Annotated in this window: 11 protein-coding genes; 7 read left to right on the top strand and 4 right to left on the bottom strand. The window is 69.0% G+C overall.

The genetic code is table 11. The features are described from left to right. Nucleotides 1-17: 17 nt before the first annotated feature. Nucleotides 18-716, top strand: a complete 699-nt coding sequence (locus GA0070617_RS28595) for an ABC transporter ATP-binding protein (protein WP_091445375.1) — start codon at nucleotides 18-20, stop codon at nucleotides 714-716. Continuing rightward, nucleotides 713-2020, top strand: a complete 1308-nt coding sequence (locus GA0070617_RS28590; RefSeq protein ID WP_091445373.1) for an ABC transporter permease — start codon at nucleotides 713-715, stop codon at nucleotides 2018-2020. Before GA0070617_RS28595 ends, GA0070617_RS28590 begins: the two co-directional genes overlap by 4 nt. 110 nt (nucleotides 2021-2130) lie before the next feature. Here GA0070617_RS28590 and GA0070617_RS28585 read toward each other — a convergent pair whose 3' ends face one another. Next, the gene (locus GA0070617_RS28585) at nucleotides 2131-4230 is read right to left on the bottom strand and encodes a cellulase family glycosylhydrolase (protein ID WP_091445371.1); all 2100 of its coding nucleotides are present in this window, start codon (nucleotides 4228-4230) and stop codon (nucleotides 2131-2133) included. A gap of 222 nt (nucleotides 4231-4452) precedes the next feature. Between GA0070617_RS28585 and GA0070617_RS28580 the strand changes: the two genes are divergently transcribed. After that, on the top strand, nucleotides 4453-4734 hold the full coding sequence (locus tag GA0070617_RS28580; protein WP_229688254.1) for an SCO0607 family lipoprotein: 282 nt from the start codon (nucleotides 4453-4455) through the stop codon (nucleotides 4732-4734). A gap of 77 nt (nucleotides 4735-4811) precedes the next feature. On the opposite strand, the gene GA0070617_RS28575 is transcribed toward GA0070617_RS28580, so the two are convergent. The 3 genes from GA0070617_RS28575 to GA0070617_RS28565 all read right to left on the bottom strand — a co-directional run bounded on the left by GA0070617_RS28575 (nucleotide 4812) and on the right by GA0070617_RS28565 (nucleotide 9435). Continuing rightward, the gene (locus GA0070617_RS28575) at nucleotides 4812-5027 is read right to left on the bottom strand and encodes a hypothetical protein (protein WP_091445367.1); all 216 of its coding nucleotides are present in this window, start codon (nucleotides 5025-5027) and stop codon (nucleotides 4812-4814) included. 66 nt (nucleotides 5028-5093) lie between these two features. Further along, on the bottom strand, nucleotides 5094-8216 hold the full coding sequence (ileS, locus tag GA0070617_RS28570) for an isoleucine--tRNA ligase (RefSeq protein WP_091445366.1): 3123 nt from the start codon (nucleotides 8214-8216) through the stop codon (nucleotides 5094-5096). Between the two features lie 283 nt (nucleotides 8217-8499). Further along, nucleotides 8500-9435: a TerC family protein gene (locus GA0070617_RS28565; RefSeq protein ID WP_091447673.1), complete on the bottom strand. Its 936-nt coding sequence runs from the start codon at nucleotides 9433-9435 to the stop codon at nucleotides 8500-8502. Between the two features lie 292 nt (nucleotides 9436-9727). Between GA0070617_RS28565 and GA0070617_RS28560 the strand changes: the two genes are divergently transcribed. The 4 genes from GA0070617_RS28560 to GA0070617_RS28545 all read left to right on the top strand — a co-directional run bounded on the left by GA0070617_RS28560 (nucleotide 9728) and on the right by GA0070617_RS28545 (nucleotide 11746). After that, the gene (locus GA0070617_RS28560) at nucleotides 9728-10342 is read left to right on the top strand and encodes a superoxide dismutase (RefSeq protein WP_091445363.1); all 615 of its coding nucleotides are present in this window, start codon (nucleotides 9728-9730) and stop codon (nucleotides 10340-10342) included. 4 nt (nucleotides 10343-10346) lie between these two features. Beyond that, nucleotides 10347-10613 carry a hypothetical protein gene (locus tag GA0070617_RS28555; RefSeq protein WP_091445360.1) on the top strand — a complete coding sequence of 89 codons (267 nt, stop codon included), beginning with the start codon at nucleotides 10347-10349 and terminating at the stop codon, nucleotides 10611-10613. A gap of 177 nt (nucleotides 10614-10790) precedes the next feature. Continuing rightward, nucleotides 10791-11081 (top strand): hypothetical protein, encoded by a 291-nt coding sequence (locus GA0070617_RS28550; protein WP_091447670.1) that lies wholly within the window; start codon nucleotides 10791-10793, stop codon nucleotides 11079-11081. A 2-nt stretch (nucleotides 11082-11083) separates the two neighbouring features. Beyond that, on the top strand, nucleotides 11084-11746 hold the full coding sequence (locus tag GA0070617_RS28545; protein ID WP_091445357.1) for a nucleotidyl transferase AbiEii/AbiGii toxin family protein: 663 nt from the start codon (nucleotides 11084-11086) through the stop codon (nucleotides 11744-11746). Nucleotides 11747-11978 lie beyond the last annotated feature (232 nt).

The raw sequence follows: 11978 nt of genomic DNA, 5'->3' as shown, positions 1-11978 counted from the left end.
ACTGCGAAAGGAACCCTATGGAAAGCCCGATCATCTCGGCCGCGGACGTGCGCAAGACATACGGTCGCGGGGCGAACAGCTTCGACGCCCTGAAGGGCGTCAGCGTCGACATCGCCGATGGTGAGAGCATCGCGATCCTTGGTAAGAGCGGGTCCGGAAAGTCGACCCTCATGCATATTCTCGCACTGCTGGACGCGCCCACCTCGGGCACCGTCACCCTGGGCGGTGTCGACACCCGTACGCTGCGTGGTAAGCGGCTCAACGAGACCCGCAACAAGACGTTCGGCTTCGTCTTCCAGCAGTTCTTCCTGACCCCGGGCGCCTCGGTGCTGGAAAACGTGACGCTACCGTTGAAAATCGCCGGAGTGGGCCGTGCCGAACGTAAACGCCGGGGCCTGGCAGCGCTGGAGCAGCTCGAAATCGGCGACAAGGCGAAGAACAAGGCCGCGAATCTCTCCGGTGGCCAGAAACAACGGGTGGTGATCGCCCGGGCACTGGTGAACAATCCTCGGGTCATCTTCGCCGACGAACCCACCGGCAATCTCGACTCCGCCACCGGCGCGGTGGTCGAGGACATTCTCTTCGACCTCAACCGGCAGCACGGCATCACGCTCATCGTGGTCACCCACGACGACGAGTTGGCCGCGCGCTGCGACCGCCGCGTCCTGGTCCGGGACGGTCAGCTGGTGGACGACACCGTGGCGGTGCCGGCATGAAAATCTCCGACCTCGTCGGCTCGGCCGCCGGCAACGCCTTCCGCGCCAAGACCCGTACCCTGCTGACCATCCTCGCGATCTTCATCGGCGCGTTCACGCTGACCCTGACGAACGGGCTCGGCACCGGCATCAACGACTACATCGACGACACCGTGACCGCCATCGGCGCCTCGGACGTGATGACCGTCGTCAAGCCCTCGGAGGGCTCCGAAGGCTTCGGAAACTCCTCCGGGCCCGTCGAGTACGACCCGGACACCGTGGCGTCCGCGCAGCCCGGCCCGCCGGGGCAGACGGTCGTGGCGCTCACCCCGGCGGATCTCGACTCGTTGGCCGCCATCGACGGCGTGCGCGACGTGCAGGCGAGCAAGGCGGTCCGGCCCGACTACATCCAGGCCGGCACGGGCCCGAAGTACGTCGTCACCGTCGGTGGGATCGTCGCCGGGCAGCAGATCCAGCTCGCCGCCGGGGCCGAACCCGACGACTCCTCCACCGAGCCGCAGGTCGTGCTCCCCACCTCGTACGTCGAGCCGCTCGGCTTCGCCGACGCCGGCGCGGCGCTCGGGCAGACCGTGTCGATCGCGATCACCGACGCGGAGCGCACCGCCCAGGTGGTCGAGGCGACGATCGTCGGAGTGGCCGAGGAGTCCTTCGCGTCCCCGGAGGGCGCCAGTGTCCTCCCCAACGCCACGCTCACCGACACGCTCTTCGACGCCCAGAACACCGGTTTGTCCGCCGCCGAGGCGCAGCGGTACGCCCAGGCCAGCGTCTGGTTCGACCCGGACGCCACGGAACAGGAGGTCGACGCCCTGAAGGGCCGCCTCGCCGACGCCGGATACAACGGGGTCACCGTCGACGACCAACTCGGCACCTTCAAGAGCATCATCGACGGAATCGTCCTGGTGCTCAACGCCTTCGCCGTCATCGCCCTGCTCGCGGCGAGCTTCGGCATCGTCAACACCCTGTTCATGTCGGTGCAGGAACGTACCCGCGAGATCGGGCTGATGAAGGCGATGGGCATGGGCAGCGGCCGGGTGTTCGGCCTGTTCAGCCTCGAAGCCACCTTCATCGGCTTCGTCGGCAGCGCCGTCGGCGCGGCGCTGGCCATGCTGGCCGGTACCGTGATCAGCTCCATGCTCGCCGATTCGTTCCTCGCGGACCTGCCCGGACTCACCCTGATCGCCTTCGACCCGCTCTCCATCGCGGCGATCATCCTGCTGGTCATGACGATCGCCTTCCTGGCCGGCACCCTGCCGGCGGCGCGGGCGGCCCGGGCCGACCCGGTGGACTCGCTGCGCTACGAGTAGCCGGTCACCCGACCACGCCGGTACGGCCGTTCCGACGCCCCGCGCCGGGACGGCCGTACCTGGTCGTCGGGCGGTCCGACCACGCCGGCGGCGCGGTCGGACCCGAGGCGTCAGCCGACGCTGCCGGTGACGGTGCCGCCGGACCTGGTCAGCCGGTAGGTGAGCCGGGCACCGCTCCAGAAGTGGAAGGTCAGGACGACCGGACCGTCGTTGACCTCGGCGAAGAACTCGGGCTTCAGCAGGATGGTGTTCGCGGTGTAGTCGGGTTGGAAGTGCGTCCAGAACTCCTTGTACGAGGTCCAGTTCGCCGGGCCGGCGTTGCTGCCGTCGGCGTACCTGGCCTCCATGGTGGCGAGCTGGTCGCCGCGGAACTGGGTGGGGACGGCGAACGAGCTGGTGGTGCCGGTGGCCGCGGCCTGGGTCGGCGGGTCGTACGAGATGACGCTGATCTGCCAGGGCACACCCGCCGAGAAGTGGGCTTCGAGGGTGGCGTTGACGCCCGGCGCGCGGTTGCCCGCCAGCCGGGTCAACGCGGCGGCAGTCAGCGTGAGGGTGTTGCCCGACACGGTGTAGTCGGTGCCGGCGACCAGGTTGGTGCTGCCCTGGCGCAGCCCCTGGAATGAGACCCCGTTCAGGTTCAGGGTGAGGGCCCTGCTGGCGATGGTGCCGGTGCGGGGCAGGTAGAGCTGGTCCGTGGCGGCGGTGGCGGAGCGGGTGGTCCAACTCGCCTTCATCAGCTGGTAGAGGCCCTGGTCACGCCATTGCAGGGTGTTGCGGTTGAGGAAGGACCCGGCGTCCCAGAGGATGGTGGTGAGCTTCCTGGTCCGGGCGTGGTGGCCGACCGCCTCGAAGAACTTCAGCAGCTCGCCCCGCTGGATGATGCCGGGCCGGGTGTAGTCGTAGCTGAGCAGGCCCCACTCGCCGATGATCACCGGGATCCCCCGGGCGACGAAGGTGTCGTGGACCCGGTCGAAGCCGTCGACCAGGTCCTTCTCCACGGTGGCGTCGTAGCGGATGCCGCCGGCGATGTTGACGCTGAACGGCCACCAGCCGTAGAAGTGCACGGTCGCGGCGATGTTGGGGTCCCGGAGCTGGTCGAGCGTGGTCGTCAGTGCGTCGAGTCGGGCCTGATCGGAGGTGGTGTACAGGGTGGGTAGCACGAGCAGCCGGGTGGCGTTGTTGCCACCGGAGGCGCGTACCAGGCGGACGAACGCGAGGTTCAGCTCGTGCAGCAGCTCGTCGCCCTGGGCCTCGCCGGAGGTGCCGGCGAACTGCGGCTCGTTGATGCTCTCGAAGGTCAGCTTCGACGAGTGGCCCCGGAAGGTGGTGGCGAGCTGGGTCCAGAGCGCGGTGTAACGGTTCATCACCGTGGTGCGGTCGGCGAGGTAACCGTTGAGCCACTGCCAGGAGTCGTGATGCAGGTTGATCATCACGTACAGGCCCTCCGCGAGGGACCAGTCGACCACCTGGCGGACGCGGTTCAACCAGACCGGGTCGATGGTGTACGAGGGGGCCGGACCGGTGTGGTCGGTCCAGGTCACCGGGATCCGGATGCTGTTGTACCCCTGCGAGCGGATCTGGCGTAGCAGGGCCTGGGTGACCAGCGGGTTGCCCCAGGCGGTCTCGTCGGGGATGGCGTCGAGGGTGTTGCCCAGCCCCCAACCCGGTTGCATCGCGGCCACCGTCGCCATCGCGTCGCCACCGGGCGACGGTGACGGTGACGGTGAATTCGTCGGCGTAGGGGACGGGGGCCCGGTGGTGGGGGGTGGGGTCGGCGTGCCCACGCTGCCGGTGCAGGTGACGCCGTTGAGGGCGAACGAGGTAGGTGCCGTGTTGCCGCCCGACCAGGACCCGTTGAAGCCGAAGGAGACCGCCGCGTTCGTGCCGATCGCGGCGTTGTAGCTCAGGTTCTTCGCGGTGTGTTGGGCCCCGGCGGAGGTGACCGTGGCGTTCCACGCCTGGGTCACCCGCTGGCCGGACGGGAAGGCCCAGGTAAGGCTCCAGCCGTCGACCCGGTCACCGAGGTTGGTGACCTTCACGTCGGCGGTGAAACCACCCTGCCACTGCGCCGACACGGTGTACGCCACCTGGCAACCGGCTGCGGCCTGGGCGTTGCCGGCGACCATCAGGCCGGCCGTCATCATCAGCGCCACCGCGCCGGCGACCAGGCCGATCCGTCCTCGGGTTCTTCGAACGTCGTACGCACTCATCAGGAGACTCCTCGCCATGCTGGCGCGTGGTGATGGGGTGTGCGGACGCTGCCCGTGACGTCCGCGCCGAGCGAAGAGGCTCCCGTGTTACCGATAACATAGCCATCGATGTCTGCTCCGGCAAGGTCGGTCGGCACTCCACCAAGGAGTGACGTAGGTCATGGAGAGGACTGAGTACCTGTACCGATGGCCGACCCGGTCGCGGGCAGCAGAATGCTTCCCATGCGTAACCGGATGACGATCCTCCTCGCCACCCTCGGGCTGGTCGGCTCGATGGCGACCAGCGGCTGTTCCTTCCAGGACAGCATCTGCGGCGACGGCGACTACCCGATCCTCGCGGTCGGGGTGAACAACGGCTCCGACTGCATCCCGAAGGGCCAGGAGCCACCCGCCGGGTGGGTGCACTACCCGGAGGGCAAGGTCCCGAAGCACGTCGACGACGAGTGGGACGTCTACTGGCGCGATCACGGCATCGACGAGCAGGGCAACATCATCGACCTCTGACACTCCCGGCGCCTGGTGTCGGCCGACTTGGGCCGCTGCCAGGCGTCTTTCCCTTTCGCCCCGTCGATCACCGTTGGTCAACGGGCGATCGAGGCCCGGGTCTGGCAGCGTAGGTACGGTGACAACCGAGAACCGAGTTTTCCGGTTTCCGGAACGGAGGGGCTGTCGTGAACTTCACGCTGTCGAAGCGCCCGCGCGACGGCCCCGGTGACGGCCTCGACCGCCTCGACCGGTGCGGCGTCCTCGGCCGACTGCAGTATCTCGGCCAGCACGGCCGGTTCGCTCTCCGCCACCCGTCGAGCATAGGCGTGCGGTGTCCCGGGCCACGGTGACGACCACGGCCCGGGACACCGGTCAGGTCAGACCCGGCGCAGCCAGAAGGTCAGGCCGAGCGCCTCGTCGGTGAACGGCTCGGCGTCCGGCCAGGACGGCTCACCCTCGGCGCAGTCGGTGGCCAGCACCTCCTCGGCGACCAGCTCCCGGTGCTCGGCCAGGGCCAACGCGGTCTCCTCCCGGCTCGGCCGGTACCGCAGCTCGATCCGGTCGGCCACCTCCAGCCCGCTGGACTTGCGGGCCTCCTGGATCTGCCGGATCGCGTCCCGGGCCGTACCGGCGCGGCGCAGCTCCGGGGTGAGGTGCAGGTCCAGCGCCAGGGTGGCACCGGAGTCGGTGGCCACCGCCCAACCCTCCCGGGGGGTCTCCACCACGACCACCTCGTCCGGGCCGAGCGTCACCTGCTCGTCGCCCACCACGACGGTCGCCGAACCGGTCGAGCGCAGCGAGTCCTTCAACGCCGCCGCGTCGGCCGCCGCGATCGCCGCGGCCACCTGCTGCACCCCCTTGCCGAACCGCCGACCCAGGGTACGGAAGTTGGCCTTCGCGGTGGTGTCGACGAGCGAGGTGCCGGTGGCGCCCACGGCGGTCACCGACCCGACGTTCAACTCGGCCGCGATCTCGGCCAGCAGCTCGTCCGGCAGGTCGGCGAAGCCGGTGGCCGAGGCCAGCGCGCGGGACAGCGGCTGGCGTACCTTCATCCCGGAGTCGGCGCGGGCCGCCCGGCCCAGCTCGACCAGCCGCCGGGCCAGCGCCATCTGCCCGGAGAGCGCCGGGTCGATCAACGCGGCGTCGGCCTCCGGGTACCCGGCCAGGTGCACCGACGACGCGGCGTCCGGGGCTACCGGCACCACCAGGTCCTGCCAGACCCGCTCGGTGACGAACGGGGTGAGCGGGGCCATCAGCAGGGTCAGCGTGCGCAGCGCCTCGTGCAGGGTGGCCAGCGCCGCCGGGTCGCCCCGCCAGAACCGGCGACGGCTGCGCCGGACGTACCAGTTGGACAGGTCGTCGATGAAGGCCGAGAGCAGCCGGCCGGCCTGCTGGGTGTCGAAGGCGGCCATCGCCGTGTCCACCTGCTGCACCAGCGTGTTCAGCTCGGAGAGCAGCCACCGGTCCAGCACCGGACGGTCCTGCGGCGCCGGGTCCGCCGCCGACGGCGACCAACCGGCGGTACGGCCGTACAACGACTGGAAGGCGACGGTGTTCCAGTAGGTCAGCAGGATCTTGCGGACCACCTCCTGGAGGGCGGTGTGCCCGACCCGACGGGCCGACCAGGGTGAGCCGACCGCGGCCATGAACCAGCGCACCGCGTCCGCGCCGTGCTGCTCCATCAGCGGCATCGGCTCCAGGATATTGCCCAGGTGCTTGGACATCTTCCGGCCGTCCTCGGCCAGGATGTGCCCCAGGCAGACCACCGTCTCGTAGGACGAGCGGTCGAAGACCAGCGTGCCGATCGCCATCAGGGTGTAGAACCAGCCCCGGGTCTGGTCGATGGCCTCGGAGATGAACTGCGCCGGGTAGCGCCGCTCGAACAGCTCGGTGTTGTGGTACGGGTAGCCGAACTGCGCGAACGGCATCGCCCCGGAGTCGTACCAGGCGTCGATGACCTCCGGCACCCGACGGGCCGTCGCGCCGCAGTGACAGGCGAAGGTCACCTCGTCGATGTACGGCCGGTGCGGGTCGAGGTCGGTCAGGTCGGTGCCGGTCAGCTCGCTCAGCTCGGCGAGCGACCCGACGCAGGTCAGGTGCTCCTGCTCGCACCGCCAGATGGGCAGCGGGGTGCCCCAGTACCGCCGCCGGGACAGCGCCCAGTCGACGTTGTTGTTCAGCCAGTCGCCGTACCGGCCGTGCTTGACGGTGGCCGGCTGCCAGGTGGTCCGCTCGTTCTCCCGCAGCAGCTCGTCGCGGACGGCCGTGGTGCGTACGTACCAGGAGGGCTGGGCGTAGTAGATCAGCGCGGTGTGGCAGCGCCAGCAGTGCGGGTAGCTGTGCTCGTAGGGCACGTGCTTGAAGAGCAGCCCCCGGGCGGCCAGGTCCTCCACCAGCGGCTGGTCGGCAGCCTTGAAGAACAGGTCACCGACCAGCGGCAGGCCCGCCTCGAAGCGGCCGTTGGGCTGCACCGGGTTGACCATCGGCAGCCCGTACGCGCGGCTGCTGGCCAGGTCGTCCGCGCCGAAGGCGGGTGCCTGGTGGACCAGGCCGGTGCCGCTGTCCGTGGTCACGTAGGACGCCAGGATCACGATGTGCGCGTCGGGGACCTCGACCAGGTCGAACGGGGCCCGGTAGCTCCACCGCTCCAGCTCCTTGCCCCGGAACGACTCCCCGGTCAGGTCCCAACCGTCACCCAGCGCGTACGCCAGCAGCGGCTCGGCCACCACGAGCTGCTCGTTGCCGTCGGTGGCGACCACGTACCGGACGTCCGGGTGCACGGCCACCGCGACGTTCGAGGGCAGCGTCCACGGGGTGGTGGTCCAGACCAGCAGCGAGGCCCGGTCGGCCAGCGGGCCGGAGGTGAGCGGGAACCGGACGTAGACCGACGGGTCGACGACCGTCTCGTACCCCTGGGCCAGCTCGTGGTCGGAGAGCCCGGTCTCGTCGCGCGGGCACCACGGCGCGACCCGGAAGTCCTCGACCAGCAGGCCCTTGTCGAAGATCTGCTTGAGCGACCACCAGACCGACTCGATGTACTGCGGATCCATCGTCCGGTACGCGTCGGCCATGTCGACCCAGTAGCCCATCCGCTCGGTGAGCTGGGCGAACGCGTCGGTGTGCCGGGTCACCGACTCGCGGCAACGGGCGTTGAACTCGGCGATGCCGAACTTCTCGATGTCCTGCTTGCCGGCGAAGCCCAGCTCCCGCTCCACGGCCAGCTCGACCGGCAGGCCGTGGCAGTCCCAGCCCGCCTTGCGGGCCACGTGGAAGCCCTTCATCGTCCGGTAGCGGGGGAAGACGTCCTTGAAGACCCGGGCCTCGATGTGGTGGGTGCCGGGCATCCCGTTGGCCGTCGGCGGCCCCTCGTAGAACACCCACTCCGGGCGGCCCTCGGACTGCTCCAGGCTGCGCTCGAAGACGCTGTTGGCCTGCCAGAAGTCGAGAACCTCGTGGTCGAGGGCGGGCAGAGCGACCTGGGTGGGGACGCTGCGGTACATGGCTCCTCCGTCGGATGCGCGTGCGGTGCTCCGGCGGAGGGACGAGGCCGGGGCCCCGCGGTACCACCCTCCTTGGCCGCGTACGGCCCTCTCGTTGTCGTGCGGTCGGTTCTACTCGGCCGGGTGGCCTTTCCTCCGACGGCTCCGGGGTGATCTTCCCGACGCGCACACCCCCGGGCTTCCACCGTCCCCGGGTCGCTCCTGGCTGCGTGCGGCGGTACTCGTCCCCATCAACGCCTCACCTGCCCACGATAGCCGATCCGGGTGCGGGCTCCGCACGTGCTCACGACTGCTGCCGGTCGGGATCGTTGCGGGTGCTGACCATGCTCCAGCCGATGGTCACCGCGAGGGTGGCGACGATGACGCCGAGGGTGAGCGGGATGGGCAGCTTGCCCACCGGGGTCTCGGAGAGGATCAGCTTGATCCCGGCGAAGGCGAGCAGGAAGGCCAGGCCGTAGTGCAGGTGCACGAAGCGGCGCAGCAGCCCGGCGAGACAGAAGTAGAGACTGCGCAGGCCGAGTACGGCGAAGGCGTTGGCGGTCCAGACGATGAAGGTGCTGGTGGTGATCGCCAGGATCGCCGCTACCGAGTCGATCGCGAAGATCAGGTCGGTGGCCTCCACCGCGATCAGGACGACGAAGAGCAGGGTGGCTACCCGCTTGCCGTCGACCCGGGTGAAGAACCGGTCCCCGTGGTACCGGCTGTCGGTGGGGATGATCCGGCGGACCGTCCGGACCACGATGTTGCGGTCCGGGTGCATCTCCTGGCCGTGCTGGAAGGCCATCTTCCAGCCGGTGTACATCAGGAATGCGCCGAACAGGTACGCGGTCCAGAAGAAGGTCTCCAGCAGTCCCGCGCCGACGAAGATGAAAACGAGGCGGAAGAGCAGGGCGCCGATGACGCCCCAGAAGAGCACCTTGTGCTGGAAGGCCGCCGGCACCGAGAAGTAGGTGAAGATGAGGGCGAAGACGAAGACGTTGTCGATCGACAGCGCCTTCTCGATCAGGTAACCGGCGAAGTAGGCGCCGGCGGCCTCGTCGCCCTGCCAGAGCCAGAGCACCACGCCGAAGGCCAGGCCCGCCGCGATCCAGACCGCCGACCAGGTGGCCGCCTCCCGGAACCCGATGACATGGTTGTCGCGGTGCAGGAACAGGTCGATCGCGAGCATCGCGGCGATCGCGGCGCTCAACGCCAACCAGGCCCACCACGGTACGGACACCGACATGCCGCCTCCTTCGACCGGGCCGACGCACACCGTCGGCGAGGGGTCGAAGGTCTCCCCGAACCGCTGGTGGGCGGTTCGCGCGACCGGGACCGGACTGGTCCGTACTGACGGCCGCGCGGCCGGTGGCGGGTACTCCCCCTCGAACTACGCTCGATTATTCACGAATCGCACTTCGCTTGTCTAGTGCCTGCTCCTGTTTGCCCCGGATGGGCCTCCCGAAACCGATGCTCTTGTTGCAAACTATGGGCAATAGCAAGAGAATAGCGAAACTGGCTGAGGAGAGTCGATGACGTCCTACACCCTGCCCGACCTGCCCTACGACTACGGCGCGCTGGAACCGGCCATGTCCGGACAGATCCTGGAACTGCACCACGACAAGCACCACGCCGCGTACGTCAAGGGTGCCAACGACGGACTGGAACAGCTCGCCGAGGCCCGCGCCAAGGGTGACTTCGGCACGCTCGTCGGGCTGGAGAAGACCTTCGCGTTCAACCTCTCCGGTCACGTCCTGCACTCGATCTTCTGGGGCAACCTGTCCCCGGACGGCGGCGACCGCCCCGACGGCGAGCTGGCCGCGGCGATCGACGAGCACTTCGGCTCCTTCGACGCCTTCGCCGGTCAGCTGTCGGCGGCGACCAAGGGCGTGCAGGGCTCCGGCTGGGGCGTCCTGGCCTGGGAACCGCTCGGGCGGCGGCTCATCGTGGAACAGGTCTACGACCACCACGGCAACGTCGGGCAGGGGTCCACCCCGCTGCTGGTCTTCGACGCCTGGGAGCACGCCTACTACCTGCAGTACCGCAACGTCCGGCCGGACTACGTGGACCGGCTGTGGGGGCTGGTCAACTGGTCGGACGTGATCGCCCGGTTCGACGCCGCCCGGGCCAGCGGCCCGAAGATCTGATCCGATGAGCGCAGCCACCCCGGCCGCCGCGGAGCTGGTCCAACGCGCCGCCGGGGTCATCGCCGCCAAACACCGTGGTGACCTGGCCGGTGCCGAGGAACTGCTCGCGGCCTTCCCCAGCGAGCCGGCCCGTACCCTCGGGTTCTACCTGCTCGCCGACCTGGCGCTCGGTCTGGTCCGAGCGGGCAGCGGGCAACCCATGGACGACCTGGTCCGGGAGCTGTCCCTGCTCGTCGCAACCACCGCGGGCCAACCACCGGCCGGCCCCTGACCCGGCAGGACGTGCGGGCCACCGTGGGCGCCTCAGTCGTCCACGGGACCCGCCGTCGCCACAGTGCCGTCATGCTCGGCCCAGCCAGATAGAATGCTGGTCATGGGCCGTAGATCCGAGACCTCTCTCCGGCCACCGACGGACTACCGTTCGTATGGCGATCGGAAGCCGTACGTCGTGGCCGAAAGCCTTGCCGCGCTGGGTGGCCCCACCGGTGGAGTGGTCTCGCTTCCGCGCCACCTGGACTGGTCGGGTCACGCCGAGTACGACCTGAGCCGGCCCGGACGCTTGGCCAGCATGTACAAGGTGGTGCTCGCCGAAGCCGGCACCGTCGGCGATCTGAACAGGTGGCTCAACGCCGACCTTCTCCTACAGCTCTGGCCCAGCCTCTGGCTGCCACCTCAGCTACGCCGTCGCTGGGAAGAGACCTTTCCCGAGCTCGCTGCCACCCAGGTTGACGCCGCGTAACGGTGGATCCCTTTCACGAACGACTCGCCCGTATCGGCCTCGCGGCCACTCATCGTTACGGGTTCGCTCTCGCTGGCGGCTACGCGGTCCAGGCTGCCGGGCTTGTCGAGCGGCCCAGTGAGGATGTCGATCTGTTCACTGCCTGGGACCGTCGCGAAGAGTTCACCGCTGCGGTCGAGGCCGTTCTGCACGCCTATCGCCTCGACGGCCTCACCGTTGGAATCGAGCGGCAGTACGACACCTTCGCTCGGTTGACAATCACGGACGGCTGCCGCGTTTCCAAGGTCGAACTCGGCGTGGACTGGCGGGCAAACGAACCGATCCTCATGGCGATTGGGCCGGTCCTGCATCCGGATGACGCAGTCGCGAACAAGATGGGCGCGCTCTACGGACGAGCCTTCGCCCGTGACTTCGTCGACATCGATGCCGCGCTGCGATCCAGCCGATACACCCGAGAGAATCTCTTGGGTCTCATCGAACGTGCCGACCGTGGCTTTGATCGGCGTCTCTTCGCCGATGCTCTCGGGCAGGCCGATCTGCTTGATGCCGATGACTTCGCCCAGTACAAGGTCACCGGTCGGGCATTGGAGAGTCTGCGTGGCCGGTTCGCGGCTTGGCGCCGTGAGCTGTTGGGTCTGGTCGGGCCTGCGGATTCGGTCAGGTGATCCCTGCGTCCGCTCGTCGATCGATGCTGTTCAGCCGGCCTCGGCGCAGGTGCTCAGGCTGATTCACCGCTCGTGACGTACACGCCCGGGCCCGGCTGACCGTACACGAGACCACGGGCCTTGAGCTGGATCATCGTGAACCTGATGACGGTCAACGTAGGTTGATCCACCGCCACCGCCAGTGTCCCGCCTGCGAGGTCGGCGGTTGCTGGCAGGTGCGGGTGGCCCGAGC

Source organism: Micromonospora yangpuensis (assembly GCF_900091615.1).
Taxonomy (GTDB): domain Bacteria; phylum Actinomycetota; class Actinomycetes; order Mycobacteriales; family Micromonosporaceae; genus Micromonospora; species Micromonospora yangpuensis.
The sequence above is the reverse complement of the archived record's forward strand: the minus strand, read 5'-3'. Positions and strand labels throughout refer to the sequence as shown.

What these genes read in the sequence shown, in the direction of transcription:
- ileS (WP_091445366.1), bottom strand. Translation starts at nt 8,216, where the DNA reads ATGTACCGCAGCGTCCCCACCCAGGTCGCTCTGCCCGCCCTCGACCAC.
- GA0070617_RS28595 (WP_091445375.1), top strand. Translation starts at nt 18, where the DNA reads ATGGAAAGCCCGATCATCTCGGCCGCGGACGTGCGCAAGACATACGGT.
- GA0070617_RS28590 (WP_091445373.1), top strand. Translation starts at nt 713, where the DNA reads ATGAAAATCTCCGACCTCGTCGGCTCGGCCGCCGGCAACGCCTTCCGC.
- GA0070617_RS28580 (WP_229688254.1), top strand. Translation starts at nt 4,453, where the DNA reads ATGCGTAACCGGATGACGATCCTCCTCGCCACCCTCGGGCTGGTCGGC.
- GA0070617_RS28560 (WP_091445363.1), top strand. Translation starts at nt 9,728, where the DNA reads ATGACGTCCTACACCCTGCCCGACCTGCCCTACGACTACGGCGCGCTG.
- GA0070617_RS28555 (WP_091445360.1), top strand. Translation starts at nt 10,347, where the DNA reads ATGAGCGCAGCCACCCCGGCCGCCGCGGAGCTGGTCCAACGCGCCGCC.
- GA0070617_RS28585 (WP_091445371.1), bottom strand. Translation starts at nt 4,230, where the DNA reads ATGAGTGCGTACGACGTTCGAAGAACCCGAGGACGGATCGGCCTGGTC.